Raw genomic sequence first — 23,854 nt, forward strand, 5'->3', positions numbered from 1 at the left:
AAATGAAACCACGCATTGCAGTGCTGCTCGGAGACCCGGCCGGCATCGGACCGGAACTGATCGCCAGGCTGCTGGCGCAGCCCGACAATCGCGAGCGCGCCGAGCTGCTGCTGATCGCGGACCGGCGCGAGCTGGACGAAGGCATGCGTATCGCCGGCGTCGAATTCCCGTACACGGTGGCCGCGGATGCGCAAAGCGCGCGCTTCGCCGAGGGCGTGCCCGCGCTGATCGATTTCCGTCTGCCCGACGACGTACCTTACGCGCGGGCCGAAGCGAGCGAGCGCGGCGGCCGCTACTGTCTGGAGGCGTTCAAGCTGGCGCTCGCGCTGACGCAGCGGAACGTCACGCAGGCCGTGCTGTTCGCGCCGCTCAACAAGACCTCGTTGCATCTTGGCGGCATGCGGGAGAGCGACGAACTGGAGTGGTTCGCGCATCAGTTGGCGTATCGCGGCAGGTATTGCGAGTTCAATGTGATCGACGAGCTATGGACTTCACGCGTGACGTCGCACATGGCGCTCAAGGACGTCAGCGCGAGGCTGTCGGTCGAGCGCATCGTCGAGGCGATCGATCTGATCGACGGCGGGCTCAAGGGCGCGGGCATCGCGCGTCCGAGAATCGCCGTGTGCGGCTTCAATCCGCACAACGGCGACAACGGCGCGTTCGGACGCGAGGAACTGGACGTGATCGCGCCGGCCGTGGAGTTGGCACGCATGCGCGGTTGCGCGGCCGAGGGCCCGTACCCGGCGGACACGATCTTCGTGCGTGCGTTCGAGCAGCAAGCGTTCGACGGCGTGGTGACGATGTATCACGACCAAGGACAGATCGCGATGAAGCTGATGGGATTCTGGCGCGGCGTGACGGTTCATGGCGGCTTGCCGGTGCCGATCACGACGCCGGCGCACGGTACGGCGTTCGACATCCACGGTCAGGGGCGCGCCAATGTCGGCGCGACGCAGAAGGCGTTCGATATCGCCTGCAGGATGGCTTCGCAACGTCTTTGATGTGCTCGGGGACGCTCGTCCCCGTTGTTCCCAAGATTGCCGATCGGACCCGCGAGCGGGTCAGTCGCCGATCCGGTAGAAGGCGATCGCATTGTGAGCGAAGATCCTTGCGATCGCCGCATCGTCATAGTCGGCCAGTGCTTCGAGCACGGCCTCCACGATAGTCGGAAAGCTCGCGCTGAGCGACGACACGGGCAGGTTGCTCGCGAACATCGCCCGCTCGGGGCCGAAGATCGCGACGGCGTCGCGAATCACGCGGCGGTTGCTGTCGGCGTCCCATCGTCCGCCCGCGAGGCCGAACTCCGACAGCTTGACGTAGACGTTGGGGTTGGCCGCGAGTGCTTCGAGACCGCGGTGCCACTCCGCCAGCCCCGCTTCCGATCGATCCAATGGCAGGCCGGTGTGATTGACCGCCATGCGGATGCGTGGAAACGCCGCCGCGACTTCCGCGGCTTGCGCGAGATGCCAGAACGGTACGCGCAAATCCCACGACAAGTTGTACCGTTCCAGCGCGGCGAGTCCGTCGAGCCAGCGCGGGTCTTGCATCGTGCCCGCCTGGCCCGTCACGCTCTCTTGCGGCGAACGCGCGGTCACGGGCTTCGAACGGATGCCGCGCACTCGCGGCCAGGCCATGTGAGCGGCCAGCACCTCGTCCCGATCGGGCTGCACGAACGACACATGCGGCACGACGACCGAGGGCGTTCCGCTGCGCTCATGCACCTCGTGCAGCCAGCGCGTTTCGTCGACCTGCTGCATGCGCGAGCGTTCCGCCTCGATATGCACGCTGGCGACGACGCGGTACGGGTACGTGTCGCGCTGGTAGTCGTCCGCGAGATAGTCGCGGCGCAGCTTCTCGTATTCGCCGAGAAAGAATGCCGGACCGTGATAGGCGTCCTGCAGCCAGGGATAGTGGCCGCTTGCGAGATCCCAGAGATGGTGATGGGCATCGACGATAGCCAGTTGCGTTCCGGCGCGATGCGAGGGTTGCGTTGACATGACGGGAGCCGACTGAATCGAAACAGGTTGGGCTGGGGTTGGCTTGCTGTTGACGCATTCGGCGCGCTTTCGCGCGCCGGGTGCGGGTTGAGATCTACTCGTCGCACTTCGCGGGCAGCGTTGCGGCAATCAATCCTGCCAGCACCAGCGCCGCCGCGAGACTGTAGACGCCGATGCTCGCGTTGTACTTCTGTATCAGCACGCCGACGAGGTAGGGTCCGCAGAAGCCGCCCAGATTGCCGAGTGCGTTGATCACGCCGCGCGCGCCGCCGGCCACCTCGGCGCTGAACAGTCGGGGTGGAATGGTCCAGAACACGCCGGCTGCAGCCTGAAGGCAAACACCGCTGCCGATCAGGAACGCGTACGAGATCCAGGGCGTGCCCTGAAACCAGACGGAACCGAACATGCACAGCGCGAACGCGACGATCGGCAAGGCGACGAACAGTTTCCGCTTGCCCAGGCGGTCGGACAGATTCGAGATCGCCAGCATGCCGATCATCGTGCCGACGTAAGGCAGGATCGCCAGCAAGCCGACCTTCGTCATGCTGCCGTGCGTGAGATTTTTGAGGATCGTGGGCAGCCAGAGCGTGTAACCGTAGATACCCATCTGGTAGAAGAAATTCAAGCCGATGAGCCGCCACATCACGCCGTCCGCGAGAACCTGGCGCAATGACGCGCTCTTTGCCGCGTGGCCCGCGGTGCGTTCCTGCTCCGCGCGCAATTCGCCGAGAATGTACGCGCGCTCCGCCTCGGAAATCCACTTGGCGTCGGCGGGGCGGTCGCTTGCGAAGGCCCACCACACGAACAGAAACAGCAGCGACAGAATGCCTTCCACGATGAACAGGTATCGCCAGTTCAACGTTGCGATCAGCATGCCGGAGAGCGGCGCGGTCACGATGCCCGCTATCGGCACGAACAGGATCACGAGGGCGTTGGCGCGTCCGCGTTCCTTGTCCGGGAACCAGTTGCTGACCATCGTCAGCACGACCGGCAGCATGCCGCCTTCGGCCACGCCGAGTAGAAAGCGCAAAATCAGAAGCTCGGTATTGCTGCGCACGAAACCCGTGAGTACGGAAATCACCGCCCACGACACCAGCGACCACGCGATGAATTTCTTGCCGCTGCCGTGTACCGCCAGCCGGCCTCCGGGAATCTGCAGGAACAGATAGCCGAGAAAGAAGATGCCGCCCGCCATGCCGACCATGCTCGCGCTGATGCCGAGTTCGGCGCTCATGCCGCCCGGCATCGCGAAGCCGATATTGACGCGGTCCATATAGGAAATGATGCAGGCCATCAGGATCGGTGGAATGATCCGTGCCCAGCGCCTGCTCGGAATGGCCTGCGCGTGTTCCATCGGTACAGCGCTGCTGAAAGCGTCCATGTTGTCTCCTCCTGCGCGCCGTCGTGATTTGATATCCGCGGCGCTGGTTAGGGTTTTTACAGCGCGAGTATCGCGAGTCCGTCCGGTTCCTTGCCGACCGCGAAACCATGCCGCAGCGTCAGCGTGGCGAGATCCAGCACGCCTACGCTGTTATCGTTCAACGCGACGTAGGCGAGCCCGCCGTCCGGATGAAAGGAGACGGCGATCGGCTTGGCCACCGTGTCGACACGGCCCAGCGCCTCCAGCGATTCGGGATCGAACACGCGGATGCTGCGCTCGCCGTAGTTGACGACCAGCAAGCGTCCATCGCGAGTGAGATAGAGGCGGGTCGGGTCTTCGCCGGTTGCCACGGTGCGCGTGACCTTCATGGTCGCGGCGTCGATCATCGAGAGCGTGTGGTCGTCGCGGCTGGCGACGAACAGCACGGTTTCGTCGCGGCTGAGACAACAGCCTTCGGGACGGCCGCCCGCATTGACCGCGAGCGGCGGCAGGCTGGCGTCGTAGGGATGCACGCGCGTCACCGTGTGCGACAGCAGGTTGCTGATGTAGGCCCGTTCGCCATCGCGCGACACGACGAACAGGTGACTCTTCACGCCGCCGCTCGGCACAGCGCGATCGGGCACCTGGCGTGCGTGCGGATCGGCGAACACCAGCAGCATATTGTCGTGCTCGCTCAACGCGTAGACGCGGTCGCGGCTGTCGATCTGCAAGCCGTGAATCCGCGAATACGTTTCGCAATCGAGTGTCAGCACATGCTCGCCGCGTTGAATGTCGATCACGAATACCTGATGCCCGCCGCGGCCTGGATGCGCGAATGTCTGCACGCCATAGTGCCCGACGTAGCCGAAACGTCCTTCACGATCGACGACGAATTCATGGGGATACTCGGGAAGCGCGACGCTGAACCGCTGTTCGCCTGTTGTAAGGTCGTAGCCACTGAACGCGTGGCCGAATTTCTCCACCAGAACGGCGGTGAGTGTGTGCGGCATGCCTGTCTCCTGACGTTGCGCGTATTTCTCACCCCTCTTGCGTTGCCTGTTCAATGAGGGCATACGGCGGGGGTAATGGATGCAGGCAAAGTATCGCCAGTTTCGCAATGAGCGACCACTGAATAATTTGGATCGAGATAGTCGCGGAGGTTATCGCTCGCGAGATGGAGAGGAAGGAGGAATGAACGCAAACCGACGATCGGCTCGCCACTCGCGAACCGGTCGCGGGTAGTCGGATCTTCGACAGCGAGATTGCAGCTACAGCCAGCGCCAGATGCCCGCGGGCCAGCCTGAGAGTGGAAGGTGAGCCCAGCTCGCCGCGAGCCAGACAACGAGGCCGCCTAACAGCGCGTGCAGGCCAAATCCGCCTAACCGCGCGCGGCCGGCAGCGATCGCCGCGAACGGCAGATAGCTCGTTTTCGCTTCCCACGCCGGCCAAAGATCGGGCTGGAGCCGCTGCTTCTTGCGGTCCTGTAATGCCGAGCCGACGAGCGCGAGCACGACGATCGCCACGGCAACGACGATGTTCTTCGCGACCGGGAACACCGCGACGTGACACACGCCCCAGAGCGCGAACGACCACATCATCGGATGGCGCGTCACCGCGTACACGCCGCGCGCCGCGTCAGGGAACGAACCGGGCCGGCCGCCGGTGGGAAACGCCGGGTTGCGGATAAAAGAGCCCATGAGAAGGATCGACGCGATCAGCATGACCACGGTCACGCCCGCCCACAGACCGTCTCCGACCGGCCAAAGCGGCGCCGTGAGCGGCGCCTTTCGATAGGCCACGACCAGCCAGGCGAACGTCAGGAGTGCAACCACCGAATAGACGCCTTGGAACGGCGCTTCGCCAATGGCATCGACCAGCCGCCGGCGCAGCAGATGCGATAAGACCAGGTGACTGCCGACGAAGGCGGCTGCCGCCGCGACCACTGCATCGATGCTTCCCATTGACTCGGCTCCTCAAGTCACTCACCAGCGGATCGTATTGCCCTGAAGAATACTAGTTGGTGCGCGGCAAAAGTCCACCCGCCGTCACACCAAGGGCACCTGCTGACGACACACGCCGAGAACCAATTGCCGAAGCCAACGATGCACGGGGTCGTTCTCCAAACGCGGATGCCACATCTGGTAAATCGTGAAACCGTCGGTCGCCACCGGAAGCTCGAACGAATAGGCGTCGACGGATGCCGCGTGTTGCCTGTTCATGAAGGAGGCGGGCAGGAGCGCCACCAGATCGGACGCGCGAGCCACCGTCAACGCGACAGGAAAGCTCGGCACGATCGCCACGGTGGTTCGTTCCAACCCTAGCCGGGCAATCGCGGCGTCGAGGGAATCGATGACCTGGCGACCGTGCGGCGCGACTACGTGGCCGAACGCCGCGTATTGCCGCGGGGTCACGTGTCGTTTCGCTTCGAGCGGATGCCCCTTTCTGACCACCCCCAGGTAGCGGTCGCGAAACAATGCCTGAACGCGTATTTCAGGCCCGGCTTCCTCCAGCACGCCAATCTCGAGATCGGCCGAACCGTTGCGCAGATACTCCGCGTTCCTCTCCCATCGCGATGAAAAGTGCAAGCGCACGAGCGGCGCAATTGCGGTCACTTCGGCGATCAATGGCGGACCGAAGGCTTCCACGAAAGCTTCATTGGCGCGAATCGCCAGCGTTCTGCGCAACGTTGAAAAGTCCGGCGCGACCGGCGAAGGACGGAGCAAGGCCCGCGCCTCGCGAACCATGTTTTCGGTTCGCTCGCGAATCTCCTCGGCATACGGCGTCAGCACCATCTGGCGCCCGGCGCGGACCAATAACGGATCGCCGGTTACAGCGCGAAGTCGAGTCAGCGTGCGACTCATGGCTGACGCACTCAAATGCAACGAGCGGGCGGCGCGTGTCACGTTTTTTTCGCTGAGCAACGCATCGAGCGCGAAAAGCAGATTGAGGTCCGGTTCAGGCATGGGTTGATCGTAGTAAGCACAGGGGATAGGGCGTCCGATGCATATCTTAGTTGCATTCGGCGCGGCTTCCGCCGTTGCTTATGTACCGCTACATTGGCTTTGACGATTTGCTCAAGAGGCTCCCATGCAAAACACACTTTCACGGAAAACCGTTCTTCTGATCGGCGCTTCCCGCGGTCTTGGATTGGCGATGGTTCAGGAATATTTGAAGCGCGGCTACCGGGTCATCGCCACCGGGCGAGCCGCGTCCACGGAAAAGCTTCGGCATAGCGCGGAAGCCTCCGCCGGCGCGCTCGAAGTGGACACCGTCGATATCACGATTCCCGAGCAGGTCGCGGCTTTGCGCGCCCGCCTTGCGAATCGGCGCATCGACGTGCTGTTTGTGAACGCGGGCGTCAAGAACGACGATCGCGAAACGATAGCGGACGTCTCGACGGAAGAATTCATACGGGTGATGGTAACGAACGCGCTGAGTCCGATGCGCGTGATCGAGGCGTTTCAAGACCTCGTTCCGCCGACTGGAACCATCGGTGTGATGTCGTCGGGGCAGGGCAGTATCGCCAATGCCGCCAACGCGAATTACGAAGTCTACCGAGGGAGCAAGGCCGCGCTCAATATGTTCATGCGCACCTTCGCGGCTCGCAGCGCCAGCTATTCGCGCAGCCTTCTGATCATGGCGCCCGGATGGGTCCAGACAGACATGGGTGGTCCGACCGCGCGCTTGACCATCGAGGAAAGCATTCCGAACCTGGTCAATACGATCGAGGCCTATGAAGGGCGCTCCGGCTTGCATTACCTCGACTACCTCGGGAGAACCGTTCCGTGGTGACGAGCCACATCACGGAAAAGCCTGCGCTGATTGCGGGCCTGTCTTTGCCCGTTGCAATGATGTGCGCCTGTCGTCGCGTACTGCTGCTTCTGTTTTCGCTTGCGCGCTTAATGTTTCGTCGGCATCCGCGGTGAGCCACGCGGCACGCTGATAGCGTGGGGTCTTTCCTGGATTCCCCGGCTATGACGCGAATCTCCGGCACTGGCGGCCCTCCGCATGGACCCGCTTCCTCCCGCGACGAACAGCGGCCGCAGCCGACGTCCGCCTCGGGTTCTCGCCGGCTCGCGTCCGCCGCGTCGTCCGCTTTACCCGCGAGGCGTGTCGCGCGCGCGCAGGCCGGGGCGTCGCAGCCCGCAACGGCGAACCTGCCGCCGCGCGGACGTGCGCCCGCAAAACGCAGCCGCGACGAAAGCGGGCTCGACGCCGGGGCGGGCGCCAGCGGTTCGGGGCCCGCTGCCGCGAAGACGCGCCGCCGCATGGGCTGCGACGTGCTTGCCGCGTCGCTCAAGATGCTGGCCGACAATCCGCTGAACGGACTGGCCAAGGTCGCGAAACAACTCGAAGTGCCGGCTAATTTCATCGCGCGTTACGTCGGACGCGACGGGCTGAGAAAGGGTCCCGAAGTGTTTCAGGCATTTCCCGACTATCCGGAGTACGCCGCGTCGATCCAGGATTCGTTGCGGCGCATGGGTCGTCCCGAGGACGCCGAAGCGCTCGCGGCCGAACCCGCAACGGAAGGCCGGGGCCGTGAGCGCAAGCAGGTTACCGCGCAAATGGTGTTCGACGCCTTGTCGGCTTCGCAGCGCGACGGCGGCCGCAAACCGGCCGGCACGATGCGCGAATGGGTCACGGTGGAAGGCTGGCAGCAGCGCAATCTCGCCGACCGCCTTGCGAAGACAGCCGACTACCCCGAGTGGCGCGAGCAAATTCAGGCTTGCGCGCGGGCCTTGGGCATCCTGCCCGCCGACCATCAACTGCCCGAACCGGCGGCCAAAGCCCGGCGGGGATTCGGCGCGGATCAACTGGTCCGCGCGCTGCGTCTCGTGCTGGAGCGCAGGCAGGCGGCAGCCGGAGGCGGGCCTCGTCTGCCGGCGTGGAAGCAGCATCTGCGCGACAGTCTCGGCCTCGACACGGACACCGTGTTCAACTGGATCACCTCCGAAGGCCGGTTGCGCCGACCGGCGTCCAGCGTGTCGCAACTGCCGGGCTACGAGCAGGCCAGTGCCCGGATTCGCCAATTGTTGACCGAGCTGGGCCACGCCGACCTCGTCACGGCGCTGCCCGAAGGGGCGGGACAGCGGCAGCGGATGTGCGCTTCGAAGATCGTGGAGGGACTGGCGGCACTGGCCGACAACCCCGGCATATCGATGAAGGCCCTCGAACTGACGCTGGGCATTACCTATACGCAACTGGTCCGTTACCTCGGCATCGACGGCGCTCCGATGCCGCTCGAGCAGATCGCCGATATGCCGGACTACGCGTCCAACGTGGGAGCGCTTCGCGACGGCCTGCTGCGGCTCGGCCGCCCGGAAGTGGCGGCCGCCTTGCCCACGCCGCGAAGAGTCGCCGACGTCGCGGGTTCTTCCGGGATGTCCGCGCACGAACTGCTCAGCGTGGCCGACGCGCGTCTGCACGACGTCGTGGACGTCGCGCGAGCGCTGCGCGCCGAACCCGGCAAGCCGTTGGAGGACATCACGCGCGCGGGCGGCAGCGTCAGGCCGCTCGCGCGCATCCTGCTCGACGAACAGGGGATGGTGCGTGAGGTCGCCCATATCGAGCCGATGCTGACGGGCGCCGACGCCGGCACGCGCATGCGTCTTAACCGTCTGCTCGACCGGCTCGCCGCGGCGATCGCGCCTGCCGCCGCGGCGTCCTCGGCCCAGCATGCGCCGATGAAGCCGGTCCTGCTCACGGCCTGGGGCAATGCGCCGGATCGCATGCTGATCGTGGACCGCGAGACCACTCAGCCGACGGCCGGCTCGCGCGCACGGCTCAGGGGAATCTACGCGGCGAACCCTGGCTTGATCCAGGCACAGCGCAGCTATGAAGGCGAGCGCGTTCCCCAGGTGTTGCGTTGGCTCAGCACGGTACTCAAGCGGAGATTCCCCGAAGGTCACGAGATCCAGTGTTTTTTCCGGCCCGCCACCGGGAGCGGGCCGGGGACGATCGTCGTGTCGTCGAATCTGCGGGACGTCAATGAGCGGCTTCAGGCCTTTCTCCAAAGCGAGGATCTGGAGGTGCTGCTCGACGAAGCAGGCGCGCACGGTCCCGCGGATCAGACGGATCGCGGATGGCGTCATGGCACGAAGCTCGCGACCCGTATCAATCCGGCGGCGGACCCGCATCCCACGCCGGAATCCGACGAAGTTTTCGCGGCGATCGCGGCCCGCCATTTCCATGTGCCGTTACGCGGCGAAGTATTCAACGGCATGTCGGTCAATCTGCACGCCGAGCGGCGCATTCAGAACGAGCTTGGCAAAACGTTTCAGGAGTCGGTCGACCTGAAGCGGCTGGCGGGCACCATGCGGCCTTGCGGCAGTTGCGCGGACGAACTGGGCGCCGCGCCGGAGGTTCATCGCGGGCCTTACTGGATGAACCGCTCCGCTCGGGCCGGCACGTCGAGCGACGAAGCGATGGCGCGTGACGCGCAGGCAGGCGCGGGCACGTCGATCACGCTTGCTCGCAACGGCCGGCTGACCTTCGAACACGACACGGACAGCGATTCGGATGCCGAGCCCGCCGAGTGAGTGAAGGGCGCAGGCCTGATCGTCCTGTCGACGTCGATCGCTGGAAGCGTACAAGAATGCGGCTCATGGCATGCCGCCGTGGCAATGGAACACGTGCACGCAGACGACGAATTTTTTCGAAGTTGTGTAATCTTGTCATCGTCAAAATTCCGGAGAGGTTCTTTGAGCGATGCGCTTGGCTTTCCTTTTCCTATTCTTTTTGTGCGCGAGTTTCACGCACTGGCGCGGGAAAGTTCGTCACGGTAGTTTCTTCAGGCAGTTGACCGATCATTCCACGTTCACCGCGCCGCTCAACTGTTTTGCGTATCTTTTTTCGTCGGTGCCCAATACGCCGTATATCTCGCCGCAACTGCTGCCGGAACTCGCGTTACTAAAGCGTGAATGGCGTGTATTCCGTGAAGAGGCGCTTGCGTTGGTCGAAGCAAGCCGCATTCGGGCGGCCAGTACGTATAACGACGTCGGGTTCAATTCGTTTTTCCGCACTGGCTGGAAGCGGTTTTATCTGAAATGGTACGGCAGTCCGCATCCGTCGGCGCAAGCGCTTTGCCCTCGCACTGTCGAGATTCTGCAACGCATTCCGTCGGTCAAGGCCGCGATGTTCGCCATGCTGCCGGCCGGCGGCTCGCTCAATCCGCATCGCGATCCCTACGCGGGCTCGCTCCGCTATCACCTGGGCCTGATCACGCCGAACGACGACCGCTGCGCGATTGTCGTCGACGGCATTCCTTATTCCTGGCGGGACGGGGAAGACGTGGTTTTCGACGAAACCTATTTGCACCACGCCGAGAATCGCACGGAAGAAGATCGCATCATTCTCTTTTGCGACGTTGAACGACCCATGAAGTTCGCCTGGGCGCAGGCAATCATCCGGGCGATTGGCGACGTTCTGTTACGCGCCGCGGCGTCGCCGAATGATGTCGGCGACCGCACAGGCGGCATCAATCGGCTATTTCGTTATGTTTATTCCGTGCGGCTGCTCGGCAAGCGGATAAAAGCCTGGAATCGCATGGCTTACTACGCCATCAAGTGGTGTCTGGGCGCGGCGATCGTGATAGCCATCATCTGGTAGCTCGTCAGCGGCATCACCGCCGCCGCCGCGCCTTCACGGCCGCGCGGCAACTTCGTCCAGGTGCTCCAGCAAATCGGCGGGATCGTCATAGACGCGCAGCGCGCCGGCGCGCTCCAGTTCATCGGTGCCGTATCCGCCCGACAGCAATCCGACGCCTAGCGCGCGGCACCGCTGGGCGGCGAGCATGTCCCAGATGCTGTCGCCCACCACCACCGCTTGCTCGATCGGTACGCCGAGGCGCGCCGCGGCGGCGATGAACAGGTCCGGGTCCGGCTTCGCGTATTTGACGTCGTCGCGCGTGACGACAACCGCCTTCGCCGGATCGACGCCCAGCGCTTCCAGATTGATTGCCGCGGTTTCCATGCGGCCGCTGGTCGCCACGGCCCACGGCGTGCCGGCCTGCGTCAGCGCGGCGAGCAACTCGCGCGCGCCCGGCAGCGGACACACCTGGGCGCGCAGCCGTTGATAGGCGTCGGCGTGAGCGCGGCGCAGCCGTTCGCCCAGTTCGGCGCTGATTTCGTGGTGCGTTTCCCGCAAGAGCTGGTTGGTGAAGAGGCCGCCGCTCATGCCGATCTTGCGATGAATCCGCCACACGGACAGCGGAATGCCTTCGCTGTCGAGTGCTTCCTTCCAGGCCAGCACGTGCTGATAAACACTATCGACGAGCGTTCCGTCGAGATCGAACAGAAACGATGTCTGAATTCGCATGATGGACTCCGTGGGTAACCGTTTGCGCCAATAATAGTGCAGCATTCCGGCTGAAGCATACAGGCTCCCTTCGGCGACACGTCGCCGCCAGTGTCGATTCGCGCGCGCAGGCTGCGCTGGTTTTCATGCAAGAGGACATCCGTTCATGGACAACGACGCACATGCCTTTAACGGGCTGCGCCCGCGACTGCAAAAGATTGCGTATCGAATGCTGGGGTCGGTCGCCGAGGCCGAGGATATCGTGCAGGACGTCTGGCTGCGTTGGCATGCCGCGGCGCGAGAACATATCGAAAACGCGGAAGCGTGGCTGGTCGCCGTCACCACGCGCATGTCGATCGACCGGCTGCGCGCGGCGAAGATTCAGCGCGAACACTACACGGGCATCTGGTTGCCCGAGCCGCTGTTGACCGACTCCCCGGCTACGCCCGAGGAAGCCACCGAGCGCGCCGACGAGGTCTCCGTGGCTTTTCTCGCGCTGCTCGAGCGGCTGACGCCGGAAGCACGGGCGGCCTTTCTGCTGCGCGAGGTTTTCGACGCCGACTACGACGAAGTCGCGCAAGCCATCGGCAAAACGGAGGCGGCGTGCCGTCAACTGGTGAGCCGTGCCAAGGCGCAACTGCGCGACGAACGTCCGCGTCACATGGTGCCGCGCGAAACGCATCTTCGCCTGTTGCGCATGTTCGCGCAGGCGCTGGAGCGCGGCGAGTTTCCGGCGATCAACGCATTGCTGGCCGAGGACGCGACGCTGTTCGGCGACGGCGGCGGCAAAGTCCAGAGTTTCCCGAAACCGCTGGCGGGCGGCCGGCGCATCGCGCAGCTTTTCTACGCGTCGTCGCGGCGTTATGGCAGCGAACTGAGCGTCAAGCTCGTGGTGCTCAACGGCCAATGGGCGCTGCTGCGCTATATCGAAGGCCAACTCGAATCGGCACAGTCGTTCGAAACGGACGGCGAGCGCATCGTTCGCATCGACGTGCAGCGCAACCCCGAGAAGCTCGCGCGCATCGCCGCGGTCCACGCCGGCGGCTGAGCGCCGGGCCTCCGGTGAACGCGCGTTTATGTCGATATTGGTGCCTGGCGGACAACACTGTGAGCCCGCTCGCCCGCCTACCGCGATGCCCCGCGGCCACCTACGATGACCTCGTGCGGCTCATCGCCGCTCAGGTCACCCGCCATGCAGGGTGTTCGCTCATCGTCGCCGGGAGAAAATCATGTCGCAGCGCCTCAACTATATTCAGCAATCGCCCGAACTGTTCAAGAAGTTTTTCGAACTTAGCAATCTGCTCAAAGATTGCGCGATCGAGGAATCGATCCGCGATCTGGTATCGATCCGCGCATCGCAACTCAATGGCTGCGCCTTTTGCCTCGACATGCACGTGAAGGAAGCGCATATCCACGGCGAGCGCGAACTGCGCCTCCATCACATCGCGGCGTGGCGCGAGTCCACGCTTTTCGCACCGCGCGAACGCGCCGCGCTCGCGTGGACGGAGGTGCTGACCAGGCTGCCCGAACACGGCGTGCCCGATGAAGTCTACGAGCGCGTGCGCACCCAGTTTTCCGAAAAGGAACTCTCGGACCTGACGTTCGAAGTGATGGCGATCAACGGCTGGAACCGCGCCAATGTCGCGTTCAGGACGGTGCCGGGTTCGTCCGACAAGCTCCTCGGTCTGGACAAGGCGAATCTCGCCTGAGCGGACGCGCTTCGCCGTCTCCGTCGCTCTTTCCCTGGTTCAGGCCCCCAGGCCCGCATGGGCGGGCCGCGTCGTTCAGGAACAACCATCATGCGAAATTTGAAACATACCGCTCTGGCAGCGCTCGTCGTCGCGGGCTTGTCGATGGGCGTGGCCCGCGCCGAGGCGCCTCACGCCATCGTCACGCCGTTGACGACGCAGCCGCTTGCCGACTATCCCGGCAAGGAAGTCACGATGATCACCGTCGAATATCCGCCGGGTTCCGTGGACCCGGTCCATCGGCATCATGCGCACGCCTTCGTGTACGTGCTGGAAGGGTCGATCGTGATGCAGGTGAAGGGCGGCAAGGAAGTCACGCTGACGCCCGGCCAGACCTTCTATGAAGGTCCGAACGACGTGCACACGGTCGGACGCAACGCAAGCGCGACACAGCCGGCCAAATTCGTCGTCGTGTTGCTCAAGGACAAGGGCGCGCCTATCCTCGTTCCCGAAAAGTGAGCACGTCGGCAAGCCGCATTAAAACCGGCGGCGTTTTTCACCGGGTCTGTCACAAACAGTAGCGCTGGTACGTCTAGTCGCTATGGACTTCACGACTCGCGCTCCCATGCCAGATCAATCACCACGCCGCCCCCTGGTCGGCGCCGACGACCCGTTCGCAAGCAGCTTCGCGACCAGCTATGCCGGCGTCGTTTCCTTCCTGGCCGTTGCCAACGAAGGCAGCTTCGCCCGCGCGGGCGACCGGCTCGGCATCGGCCGCTCGTCGGTTAGCCGCAACGTGCAGAAACTCGAGGCCCAGCTCGACGCGCGCCTTTTTCTGCGCACCACGCGCAGCACGTCGCTGACGCGCGAGGGCGAACTGTTCTACGAGAACTGTCAGCCAGGCATAGCGCGCATCGCACAAGCGCTGGAGGACATGCGCGAACTGCGCAACGGGCCGCCGCGCGGCCATCTGCGGATCGCCTCGACGCCGGGCTTCGGCCGCAAGATCGTCGCGCCGCTGTTGCGGGGCTTTCATGCGGGCTATCCTGAGATCGCGCTGGAATTACTGCTCAACGATCGGCCCGCCGACTTCACCGCCGATCGCGTCGACGTGTCGTTTCGCGACGGGCGCATGGAAGACAGCGGAATCGTCGCGCGCCAGTTGATTCCGATGCAGATGCTCGTCTGCGCGTCGCCCGCTTATGCACGCGTACACGGCTTGCCGCGGCATATCGACGAACTGGACAAGCATCGTTGCATCAATTTCCGGGCCGCGTCCGGTCGTATCAGGGAATGGGCGTTCAAGGTCGACGGCCTGTCGCAGCGGCGCCAGCTCGCCGCGCAGCACACGTTCAACGACCCGGATCTGATCGTGCAAGCGGTGCTGGATGGACTGGGCATCGCGCAGTTGCCCGCGTATCAGGTGTGCGACCTGCTGCGCGACGGACAGTTGCTTAGCTGTCTCGCGCAGCATGCGCCGGACGACGGCGGACATTACCTCTGCTATCTCAGCCGAAAGCAGCTTCCCGCGCGCGTTCGCGTGTTCATCGACTACATGACGGAACACACGCGAGCGCTCGACCTGCAGTGCCTGACGACGATGGCAATGACAACGGCAACCACAACCACGTTATCGACGGTCGAATGACGGCGCCTCGCCCGCGATGCCTGGATTGATGCGCCTGATGCAACACGGTGCGTGCCTCGGCGGCGCTACCGCATGACGCAATACATGCCTACGATGCTTGGTGTACGGATGAGACGCGCGTCGCGGACCATCCGGCAAAAGCACCGGCAGGCGCATCGCGTAAGGCGCCGCGAAGCCGGAGTCGACAAGTTGGCGGCGGCGCAAGAGCCGCGCGCAAACTCATGGAGAAGCATCATGAAGATCGTCGTGATCGGTGGAACCGGGCTCATCGGCAGCAAAGTCGTCAAGAACCTTCGCGCGCGCGGTCATACCGTCGTCGCGGCGTCGCCCGCATCGGGCGTGAACACCATCACTGGCGAAGGTCTAAACGAGGCGTTGACCGGCGCGAATGTGGTGGTCGATCTGGCCAATTCGCCGTCGTTCGAAGATGCCGCCGTGCTCGAATTCTTCGAGACTTCCGGGCGCAATCTGTTTGCGGCGGAACTTGCCGCGGGCGTACAGCACCACGTCGCACTCTCGATCGTCGGCGCGGACAAGCTGCCGCAAAGCGGCTATATGCGCGCCAAGGTCGCTCAGGAAACGCTGGTCCGCGAATCGGGCGTGCCGTATACGATCATCCGTTCAACCCAGTTCTTCGAATTCCTTGGCGGCATCGCGCAAGCGGGCAGCGAGGGCGAGACCATACGGCTGTCGTCCGCCTTGTTTCAGCCGATCGCATCGGACGACGTGGCCGCGGCCGTCGCGGACTTCGCCGCCGGCGAACCGCGCAACGGCATCGCGGAGATCGCCGGCCCGGAACGCGCTCGAATGGCCGACATAGTGCAGCGTTTTCTTTCGGCGACGCACGATTCGCGCAAGGTCGTCGCCGATGCGCACGCCCGGTATTTCGGCGCCGAGTTGCAGGACGACTCGCTCGTGCCAGGCGCCGCCCCGCGTCTTGGCAAGCTGAATTTCGACGCGTGGTTCAAAGAGACGCAAGCCACGCAATAAGCCATGAGCCGACGAGGCGCGCCATGACCACCTTGCGTCCACCGCCGCTGTCGCTGCTAGACAAATATCACGGGCAAGACACGCAAACGCTCTATTCGACCACGGTCACCGTGACGGGCGGCGACGCGGGTCACGGGCGCGCGTCGGGCATCGCCCGTTCCGACGACGGCAATCTCGCCGTCCACTTGCGATTGCCGAGGGCGCTGGGCGGGCCTGGCGGCGGCACCAATCCCGAGCAACTGTTCGCGGCGGGTTACGCCGCCTGCTTTCACGGCGCGCTGAGCTTGCTGGCCGCGCGGGCGGGTATTCCGGTTCCCGACGCCTCGGTGGATGTCACCGTCGATTTCGGCCGCGATCCGATGGACGGCCTGTTCATCCTGACCGCGCGCACCTTGATTCGCCTGCCCGGTGTCGAGCGCGCCGTCGCGGAGGAACTGGTGCGCAACACCGAACGCTTTTGCCCTTACACCAAGATGGCGCGCCAGGGAATCGAGAATGTCGTCGCGCTCGCGCAGCCGGACGACGCCGGCCGATCATGACGCCAGCGCCGCTGGAGCGGCTGGGTTCAACGTTCGGGCTTCACCCGAGCGAGGGCAAAGGCCGATGCCGCCGCCGCTTACGCCGCGCATGAACCGAATTCCATCGGGTCTGGACGCGGCTACAATGCGCCTGAGTTCAGTCCTCCTCGTCGCTCGCCGAGGACATAGGACAGTGCGCAACAATGCGTCGAATGGCGTATCGGGTTAACACGCGATGCCTTCACGCGACCGTCCGGGAATAAAAATCACATGCCGGCGGTTGTAGTCACTGTCGGTCACGGATTGCGGTTACTGCGGGAATTCATTTCACAATGGCCGATCCCCTCATCGCGAAGCGCTTCGAGACGCTCGTATTGCCTCATATGAATTCGGCCTTCAACGTCGCGCGATGGCTGACGCATGACGACCAGGACGCTCAGGACGTGGTCCAGGAGGCGTATCTGCGCGCGTTCAGGTTTTTCGGCGGATTCCGCGGCGACGATGCCCGCGCATGGCTGTTGAGCATCGTGCGCAACACCTTCTATACGTGGTATCAGCAGAACCGGGGCCATGCGCCGGACACGCTGGAGTTCGAGGAAGACATGCACAGCCTCGAGGCCGGCACGGCCAACCACGACGACGGCCCCGAAGCCATGCTGATACGCAGCCAGAGTCAGAAGCGCGTGCATCAGGCGTTGCGGGGCTTGCGTCTGGAGTACCGTGAGGTGATCGTGTTGCGGGAGCTGGAAGAATTGTCGTACAAGGAGATCGCCACCATCGTGGGCATCCCGATGGGGACGGTGATGTCTCGCCTCGGGCGCGGCCGTCAGCAACTCGCGGCGCTGCTCGCGCCGACGGACCAGGAGGCGTGATGGATCACGAACAGGCGTTCGAACTGCTGCCCGGCTATCTCGATCAGGAATTGAGCCTCTCGGAAGCGCTCGAATTCGAGCGTCATCTGGCCGGCTGCGAACAGTGTCAACGGGAATGTGAACGTCACCGTCAGGTGAGCGCGCGACTCAGGCAGGCCGACTTGCGCGTCGAGGCGCCGGCGGAACTGGTCAAGCGCGTCAAGGCGTCGTTGCCGGGACGGCCGACGCCGTGGCAAAGGCTGGTTGAGCGTTTCGGTTGGCGCAGTGGCGATGGCGCCGTGCAATGGGCGCCGCTCGGCGCGATGGCGATCAGTCTGATCGCGTTGAGCTGGAGCGCGGGTTTGTATCTTTCGGTGCCCTCGGGCGAGACGCGTTTTACCCAGGAACTCGTGGACAACCATATTCGCTCGCTTCAGTTCGACCACCTCTCCGATGTGATTTCAACCGACCGGCATACCGTCAAGCCGTGGTTCGACGGCAAGCTGGATTTTGCGCCGCCTGTCGTCGATCTGGCGCAGCAAGGGTATCCGCTCGTCGGTGGACGGCTCGATTACCTGAACGGGCGGCCGGTCGCGGTGATGGTCTATCGCTACAAGCTGCATCCGATCAATCTTTATGTGTGGCCGGGCAACGACGCGGGCGCGGCGCCTCGCGTCTACCAGCAGCGGGGCTATCATCTCGCGCACTGGAGCGTGGCGGGCATGAATTACTGGGCGATTACCGACGCCGGCGACGCGGAACTGAACGGCTTCGTCACCGACTTGCGTGCGCATCCTGCTTCGTAGCCGTTGCATCCGGCGTGCTTCCCGGTCGCGGAATAAAACGAATGAGGCGGCAGTCTACCTCTTGCAAGCAGACAGGAAGTGCCGTTGGATGATCCGGCGGTCAACCTCCTGACTTTCAGCCAGGAGGACATCATGTCGTCAGATTCGCCGTTCGATCCGTCGCGCCGCGGCGCGTTGAAATGCCTCGCCTTCGGTGGCGTGGGCACGCTGTTTGTTTTAGCCGGCGGTGTGCTCACGCCGGTCGAGCTAGCGCTCGCCGCGGGCGCGAAGGATTCGCCCGCCGCTTCGGGCGTTCCGCTGTTTCTGCAAATCAGCGACACGCACATAGGCTTCAGGAAGGAAGCGAATCCGGACGTTGCCGGCACGCTCAGGCAGACGATCGACTTCGTCAACGCGATGCCGGTGAAGCCGGCGCTGACGATTCACACCGGCGACATCACGCACCTTTCCAGGCCCGAGGAGTTCGACCTGGCGGCCCAGTTGCTAGCGGGTTTGAATATCACCGAGTTGCATACGGTGCCGGGCGAGCACGATGTCACCGACGGCCCCGGGACCGAATACTTCAAGCGTTTCGGTCAAGCCTCCGACAACAAGGGTTATTACAGCTTCGACCACCAGGGCGTGCACTTCGTCGGTCTCGTCAACGTGATGCATTTCAAGCCTAACGGTTTGGGCGGGCTCGGCGGCGACCAACTCGCCTGGCTGGAAAACGATCTGAAGGGCCGCTCGTCCAGCACACCGGTTGTGGTCTTCGCGCACATGCCGATGTGGACGATCTACGAGCCGTGGGGGTGGGGCACCGGCGATGCCGGCGAGGCGATGAGCTACCTGAAGCGCTTCGGCTCGGTCACGGTGCTGAACGGCCATATTCACCAGATCGTTTCGAAGGTGGAAGGCAATATCACTTTCCATACCGCGCGTTCGACGGCCTTTCCGCAACCCACCGCCGGCAACGGCCCCGGACCCATGCCGCTGACCGTGTCGAGCGATCAGCTTCCCAGGATGCTCGGCGTGACCAGCATCAGGATCACGCGTCATCCGCTCAAGGCCGCGCTCGCCGATACGACGCTCGTCTGATTCCCGATACCTCGCTGACAGGATTCGCTCATGTTCAAGACTATCTTTCGCCGCGCCGCCGTGGCCGTGACCGTGCCCGGGATTGCGGTGCTCATCGCGGGGCTGGCTTTCGGCTTCACTGCCGCGCAAGCCCAAAACACCGATACCGTGGTCATCAAGAATTTCATGTTTTCGCCGATGTCGATCACGGTCAAGGCCGGATCGACGGTGACCTGGAAAAATCTCGACGGCGAACCGCATACGGTGGTCAACGATGCCGGCATCTTCCGTTCCGCCGCGCTCGATCAGGACGACACGTATCAGTTCAAGTTCGATAAGCCAGGTGTGTACAAGGTGTTTTGCGGCATACACCCGAATATGAAAGAGACGATCACCGTGCAATAGCGACGCGTGGTCGAACGGCGCGCGGCTGCCGGCGGCACATCGACGCCGGTAGCCGGGCATTGCGCTCGATCACTGCTTCTCGTACCAGGAATAGGTAGCCAGCGTGCTAACCGGCGTGCCGATCTGCAAGGTGACGTCGCGCAGCGAGGTCAACTCGATGTCGCGCACGTCGCCCATGTAGCGGCGCGAGTCGCCATTGTCGTTGATATAGGCGACCACCGTTCCGCTCACACCCGCCACGTTCGTGCTGGTCAGCGGCTGGCCCCAGATGTCGAAGAACTGGCCGAGCGTGAAGGTCTTGAAAGTGGGCGTTTCGATATGGATGATGCCGGTCTGGTCGTGCGTATGCATCTCATAGTTGCACTGCGACAGGACGCCCACGTTCATGGGCAAGGCGAGCCACTTGCCGTCCTTGAAGATCGCGAGATGAGCATGCACGTGATACAGCGCGCTCATGTTGGGCGCGCAGGTCAGGCCGTCCACCGGCGCTCCCGTGCCGCCCGTCGACGTATTGCCGTTCGGCCAGAAGGCGTCGCCCAATACACCGCCGAAGGCGAGCGTGATCGGCTTCGGATCGATCGGCGGCGGATCGGTCCATGTGTAGGTGGGAATCTGCGTCAACGGCGTGCCGATTTCAATGGTCACTTCGCCATGCGCGGGTAGCACGAGGCCGGCGAGGTCGCCCGTGTATTGCGTGAGGGTGCCGCCATCGTTCACATGGACCGTGACGGGCGAGCCGCTTACTCCGGCAACGTCGGACGTGCCGAGCGTTTCGCCCCAGATCGAGAAGAACTGACCGAGCGTGTACGACGCGCCGCCGCTTGCGTCCATGCGAATCTTGCCGCTCGAATCGTCCGTGTGCAGCGGATACACGCAGCCCGTCTGCGCCGACATGGTCGGCTTGACCACGCCGATGTTGGCCGGCAGCGCGAGCAGGCGGCCGTTCTGATAGATGGACAGATGCGTGTACGTATAGGCGTTGCCGGGCAGGGCGCAGTTGAGTCCGCTCACGCTTTGGCCGAGTCCGCCCGATGAGGTGGACCCCGAAGGCCAGAAGGCGTCGCCGAGCGTCGTGCCGTCGATCACCGGAGTGGCGGCGGCCAGCTTCGGCTGGCTAGTGCCGGGGCTGGATGCGCCTGAGGCGGGAGCGGCCGCGCCCGTCGTACTGCTCGCGCCGCCGCCGCCACCGCCGCCGCAAGCCGTCAGTATCAGGAAGACGCCGATAGCGAGGAATCGTGAACCCAGCCCTGCCAACATGTCGTACTCCGCCTTGTTGGTTAAAAGAGGAATTCGTACAAGCCGATTTATTCGGAAGCTGGCGCCCCGCGAGTAACGATGGGTTGACCGGGACGACACACGGTCACGCGTCGCGGACGGCAATCGAATGCCGCCAGAGGGGTCACGCATTCACGCGAAATTGCGTGACACATGCGGACTTAGCGTAACAGATGCGCTCACGAACCGAACCAACTGAACCACAACGTTTCGCGCCTTTTCATGTCGCATTTACGCGTGTCGGAGGTGGGTTCGCTGCGAGGCGGTGAAATACGATGGGTGTGACTGAACATATGCCCGGCGCGCCTCGATGGCGGCCGGCATTTTCTACTTGCTGGCGTGCGTGGAATATTCCACGGCGCGCAAACGCTCCGCCGACGAAGGCATGCCGGAGCAACGGCTTTGCGCGCGCGTGGCGGCGTGGTGGTCAGTCGGGAATCTCAGGCTCGACCAGTCTTGCCAACTGAACCAGCGACTCCTGCCAGCCGAGGTAGCACATTTCCACGGGAATGACCTCGGGCACGCCCTCCTGCACGATGGTCAAGTCGGTGCCGCACGACACCTGCCGCAATGAAACGGTGACGTGCATCTGGCCGGGCAGGTTCGCGTCGTCGAAGCGGTCCGAGTAGTGGATTTTTTCGAACGGCACCAGTTCGAGGTACTCGCCGCCGAACGAGTGGCCGTGGCCGGTGCTGAAGTTACGGAAGGACATCTTGTGCGTGCCGCCCACGCGCGCATCCATGTGATGGACTTGACAGGTGAACCCATAGGGAGGCAGCCACTTCGCTATCGCATCGGGTTCGAGAAAGGCCCGATAGATGCGTTCGGGAGTAGCGCGCAAGACGCGGTGCAGATGGATGGTTCCGGTAGTCACGGTGAGATCGCCTTTCACTGGAGAAGTTGGACACACTCCTACGACGATTCATCTACACCGATATCGACATGGATCGAGATCGGGAGAAACCCGCAGGCGCCGCCAGGCGACCTCGGCGCTGCGATGCAGCACATGGCATATCGGTCGCGCGGACAGCGGACATGACGCCGCTGCCCGCGCGCGATCTTTACTTGCGCTTGAGTTGAGAGAGATCCCGCACCGCCCCGCGGTCGGCCGAAGTCGCCAGCGCGGCGTAGGCCTGCAACGCCTGCGACACCACGCGCTCACGGTTCAGCGGCAGCCAGGCCTGGTCGCCGCGTGCCTCCATGGCTTGCCGGCGGCGCGCCAATTCCTCGTCCGGCACCGCGAGGTGCATCTTGCGGCTGGGAATGTCGATCTCGATCACATCGCCGTCTTCCACCAGACCGATCGTGCCGCCTTCGGCCGCTTCCGGCGACGCATGCCCGATCACGAGCCCCGACGACCCGCCCGAGAAACGGCCGTCGGTAAACAGCGCGCAGGTCTTGCCCAGGCCCTTGGATTTCAGATACGACGTGGGGTACAGCATCTCCTGCATGCCGGGGCCGCCCTTGGGGCCCTCGTAACGGATCACGACCACGTCGCCCGCCACCACCTTGTCGCCGAGAATGGCCTCGACGGCGTCGTCCTGGCTCTCGAACACGCGCGCGCGTCCGGAGAAAATCCATTGCGATTCGTCGACACCCGCGGTCTTGACGATGCAGCCCTTCTCCGCGAGGTTGCCGTAGAGCACGGCGAGGCCGCCGTCTTTCGAATAGGCGTTCTGCTTGCTGCGGATGCAGCCGCTCTTGCGGTCGGTATCGAGCGACGCGAAGGTGGCTTCCTGGCTGAACGCGACCGTGGTCGGAATGCCGCCCGGCGCCGCGCGGAAAAAGGTCCGCGCTTCGTCGCTCGCGTCGCCGGCGATGTCCCATTTGGCGATGGCGTTGCCCAGCGTGCCGCTATGCACGTTGCCGCATGACAGGTCGAGCAGATCCGCGCGTGCGAGTTCGCCGAGAATGCCGAGAATGCCGCCGGCGCGATGCACGTCCTCGATATGGTATTTGTCGGTGGCGGGCGCCGCTTTACACAAGCACGGCACTTTGCGCGAGATGCGGTCGATGTCGGACATCGTGAAATCGACGCCGGCTTCCTGCGCCGCCGCCAGCAGATGCAGCACGGTATTGGTCGAGCCGCCCATCGCCACGTCGAGCGCCATCGCGTTCTCGAAGGCCTGCTTGCTGGCGATGCTGCGCGGCAGCACCGAACTGTCCTCTTCCTGATAGTAGCGGCGGCACAGGTCCACCACCAGGCGGCCGGCCTGTTCGAACAGGCCCTTGCGCCATGCATGCGTGGCGACGATCGTGCCGTTGCCGGGCAGCGCCAGGCCGATCGCTTCGGTCAGGCAGTTCATCGAGTTCGCGGTGAACATGCCCGAGCAGGAGCCGCAGGTGGGGCACGCGCTGCGCTCGACTTCGGCCACTTCGGCGTCGCTGATCCTGGGGTCGGCCGCCTTGATCATCGCGTCGATCAGGTCGATCTTGGCGATCACCTGGCCGTCGGTCGGCGATTTGACCTTGCCCGCTTCCATCGGACCGCCGGAAACGAACACGACGGGGATGTTCAGGCGCATGGCCGCCATCAGCATGCCCGGCGTGATCTTGTCGCAGTTGGAGATGCAGACCATCGCGTCGGCGCAGTGCGCGTTGACCATGTATTCGACCGAGTCGGCGATCAACTCGCGCGAGGGCAGCGAATACAGCATGCCGCCGTGACCCATGGCGATGCCGTCGTCCACTGCGATGGTGTTGAATTCCTTGGCGACGCCGCCGGCCGCTTCGATCTCCTTCGCCACCAGCGCGCCCAGGTCGCGCAGATGCACATGGCCCGGCACGAACTGGGTGAACGAGTTCACCACCGCGATGATGGGCTTGCCGAAATCGCCGTCCTTCATGCCGGTGGCGCGCCACAAGGCGCGGGCGCCGGCCATGTTGCGGCCATGCGTCGAAGTTCGTGATCGGTAATCAGGCATCCAGGTTCTCGCGTATTGGGGTGATTGGAATGGGTATCGCA

23 protein-coding genes are annotated in these 23,854 nt (G+C 64.0%); 14 read left to right on the forward strand and 9 right to left on the reverse strand.

Annotation, left to right across the window (positions count from 1 at the left end; all coding sequences use genetic code 11):
- The first annotated feature begins 2 nt into the window (after positions 1-2).
- Positions 3-1,001, forward strand: a complete 999-nt coding sequence (locus ACTJLC_RS18160) for a 4-hydroxythreonine-4-phosphate dehydrogenase PdxA (protein WP_310128660.1) — start codon at positions 3-5, stop codon at positions 999-1,001.
- 60 nt (positions 1,002-1,061) lie between these two features.
- Here the strand turns inward: ACTJLC_RS18160 and ACTJLC_RS18165 are convergent, their stop codons facing one another.
- The 5 genes from ACTJLC_RS18165 to ACTJLC_RS18185 all read right to left on the reverse strand — a co-directional run bounded on the left by ACTJLC_RS18165 (position 1,062) and on the right by ACTJLC_RS18185 (position 6,320).
- On the reverse strand, positions 1,062-1,997 hold the full coding sequence (locus ACTJLC_RS18165; protein WP_310128658.1) for an amidohydrolase family protein: 936 nt from the start codon (positions 1,995-1,997) through the stop codon (positions 1,062-1,064).
- Positions 1,998-2,091: 94 nt separating this feature from the next.
- Positions 2,092-3,378: an MFS transporter gene (locus ACTJLC_RS18170; RefSeq protein ID WP_310128656.1), complete on the reverse strand. Its 1,287-nt coding sequence runs from the start codon at positions 3,376-3,378 to the stop codon at positions 2,092-2,094.
- A 56-nt stretch (positions 3,379-3,434) separates the two neighbouring features.
- Positions 3,435-4,367 (reverse strand): YVTN family beta-propeller repeat protein, encoded by a 933-nt coding sequence (locus ACTJLC_RS18175; protein WP_310128654.1) that lies wholly within the window; start codon positions 4,365-4,367, stop codon positions 3,435-3,437.
- A 258-nt stretch (positions 4,368-4,625) separates the two neighbouring features.
- Entirely contained in the window at positions 4,626-5,318 is a 693-nt protein-coding gene (locus tag ACTJLC_RS18180) for an NnrU family protein (protein ID WP_310128652.1), read from the reverse strand.
- 84 nt (positions 5,319-5,402) lie between these two features.
- Positions 5,403-6,320 (reverse strand): LysR family transcriptional regulator, encoded by a 918-nt coding sequence (locus ACTJLC_RS18185; protein ID WP_310128650.1) that lies wholly within the window; start codon positions 6,318-6,320, stop codon positions 5,403-5,405.
- A gap of 124 nt (positions 6,321-6,444) precedes the next feature.
- Here ACTJLC_RS18185 and ACTJLC_RS18190 point away from each other — a divergent pair, with 124 nt between their 5' ends.
- The 3 genes from ACTJLC_RS18190 to ACTJLC_RS18200 all read left to right on the forward strand — a co-directional run bounded on the left by ACTJLC_RS18190 (position 6,445) and on the right by ACTJLC_RS18200 (position 10,965).
- On the forward strand, positions 6,445-7,149 hold the full coding sequence (locus ACTJLC_RS18190; RefSeq protein ID WP_310128648.1) for an SDR family NAD(P)-dependent oxidoreductase: 705 nt from the start codon (positions 6,445-6,447) through the stop codon (positions 7,147-7,149).
- 182 nt (positions 7,150-7,331) lie between these two features.
- Positions 7,332-9,896 (forward strand): hypothetical protein, encoded by a 2,565-nt coding sequence (locus ACTJLC_RS18195; RefSeq protein ID WP_310313567.1) that lies wholly within the window; start codon positions 7,332-7,334, stop codon positions 9,894-9,896.
- A 169-nt stretch (positions 9,897-10,065) separates the two neighbouring features.
- A complete protein-coding gene (locus ACTJLC_RS18200; RefSeq protein WP_310313569.1) occupies positions 10,066-10,965 on the forward strand; it encodes an aspartyl/asparaginyl beta-hydroxylase domain-containing protein in 900 nt (299 codons plus the stop codon).
- Positions 10,966-10,998: 33 nt separating this feature from the next.
- On the opposite strand, the gene ACTJLC_RS18205 is transcribed toward ACTJLC_RS18200, so the two are convergent.
- A complete protein-coding gene (locus tag ACTJLC_RS18205; RefSeq protein WP_073428920.1) occupies positions 10,999-11,673 on the reverse strand; it encodes an HAD family hydrolase in 675 nt (224 codons plus the stop codon).
- A 145-nt stretch (positions 11,674-11,818) separates the two neighbouring features.
- Between ACTJLC_RS18205 and ACTJLC_RS18210 the strand changes: the two genes are divergently transcribed.
- The 10 genes from ACTJLC_RS18210 to ACTJLC_RS18255 all read left to right on the forward strand — a co-directional run bounded on the left by ACTJLC_RS18210 (position 11,819) and on the right by ACTJLC_RS18255 (position 19,614).
- On the forward strand, positions 11,819-12,700 hold the full coding sequence (locus ACTJLC_RS18210) for an RNA polymerase sigma-70 factor (protein WP_310313571.1): 882 nt from the start codon (positions 11,819-11,821) through the stop codon (positions 12,698-12,700).
- Between the two features lie 181 nt (positions 12,701-12,881).
- The gene (locus ACTJLC_RS18215; RefSeq protein WP_310118499.1) at positions 12,882-13,361 is read left to right on the forward strand and encodes a carboxymuconolactone decarboxylase family protein; all 480 of its coding nucleotides are present in this window, start codon (positions 12,882-12,884) and stop codon (positions 13,359-13,361) included.
- 90 nt (positions 13,362-13,451) lie between these two features.
- Positions 13,452-13,859: a cupin domain-containing protein gene (locus tag ACTJLC_RS18220; protein WP_073428917.1), complete on the forward strand. Its 408-nt coding sequence runs from the start codon at positions 13,452-13,454 to the stop codon at positions 13,857-13,859.
- 106 nt (positions 13,860-13,965) lie between these two features.
- A complete protein-coding gene (locus ACTJLC_RS18225) occupies positions 13,966-14,988 on the forward strand; it encodes a LysR family transcriptional regulator (RefSeq protein ID WP_073428916.1) in 1,023 nt (340 codons plus the stop codon).
- A 234-nt stretch (positions 14,989-15,222) separates the two neighbouring features.
- Positions 15,223-15,978, forward strand: a complete 756-nt coding sequence (locus tag ACTJLC_RS18230) for an SDR family oxidoreductase (RefSeq protein WP_310313574.1) — start codon at positions 15,223-15,225, stop codon at positions 15,976-15,978.
- Positions 15,979-16,001: 23 nt separating this feature from the next.
- Complete coding sequence (locus tag ACTJLC_RS18235; RefSeq protein ID WP_073428914.1) at positions 16,002-16,517, forward strand: Ohr family peroxiredoxin; 516 nt, start codon at positions 16,002-16,004, stop codon at positions 16,515-16,517.
- Between the two features lie 311 nt (positions 16,518-16,828).
- Positions 16,829-17,368 carry a sigma-70 family RNA polymerase sigma factor gene (locus ACTJLC_RS18240; protein WP_073428913.1) on the forward strand — a complete coding sequence of 180 codons (540 nt, stop codon included), beginning with the start codon at positions 16,829-16,831 and terminating at the stop codon, positions 17,366-17,368.
- Positions 17,368-18,153 (forward strand): anti-sigma factor family protein, encoded by a 786-nt coding sequence (locus tag ACTJLC_RS18245; RefSeq protein WP_310128638.1) that lies wholly within the window; start codon positions 17,368-17,370, stop codon positions 18,151-18,153. Before ACTJLC_RS18240 ends, ACTJLC_RS18245 begins: the two co-directional genes overlap by 1 nt.
- Before the next feature lie 132 nt (positions 18,154-18,285).
- Positions 18,286-19,230: a metallophosphoesterase family protein gene (locus tag ACTJLC_RS18250; protein ID WP_073429003.1), complete on the forward strand. Its 945-nt coding sequence runs from the start codon at positions 18,286-18,288 to the stop codon at positions 19,228-19,230.
- A gap of 30 nt (positions 19,231-19,260) precedes the next feature.
- Complete coding sequence (locus ACTJLC_RS18255; RefSeq protein ID WP_073428911.1) at positions 19,261-19,614, forward strand: cupredoxin domain-containing protein; 354 nt, start codon at positions 19,261-19,263, stop codon at positions 19,612-19,614.
- 69 nt (positions 19,615-19,683) lie between these two features.
- Here the strand turns inward: ACTJLC_RS18255 and ACTJLC_RS18260 are convergent, their stop codons facing one another.
- The 3 genes from ACTJLC_RS18260 to ilvD all read right to left on the reverse strand — a co-directional run bounded on the left by ACTJLC_RS18260 (position 19,684) and on the right by ilvD (position 23,813).
- Complete coding sequence (locus ACTJLC_RS18260) at positions 19,684-20,871, reverse strand: hypothetical protein (RefSeq protein WP_310128635.1); 1,188 nt, start codon at positions 20,869-20,871, stop codon at positions 19,684-19,686.
- A 445-nt stretch (positions 20,872-21,316) separates the two neighbouring features.
- On the reverse strand, positions 21,317-21,763 hold the full coding sequence (locus ACTJLC_RS18265) for an SRPBCC family protein (protein WP_310313576.1): 447 nt from the start codon (positions 21,761-21,763) through the stop codon (positions 21,317-21,319).
- 187 nt (positions 21,764-21,950) lie between these two features.
- On the reverse strand, positions 21,951-23,813 hold the full coding sequence (gene ilvD, locus ACTJLC_RS18270; protein WP_310313579.1) for a dihydroxy-acid dehydratase: 1,863 nt from the start codon (positions 23,811-23,813) through the stop codon (positions 21,951-21,953).
- Positions 23,814-23,854 lie beyond the last annotated feature (41 nt).

Origin of the sequence: Paraburkholderia sp. 22099 (genome assembly GCF_052045835.1) — a bacterium.
GTDB lineage: Bacteria > Pseudomonadota > Gammaproteobacteria > Burkholderiales > Burkholderiaceae > Paraburkholderia > Paraburkholderia terricola.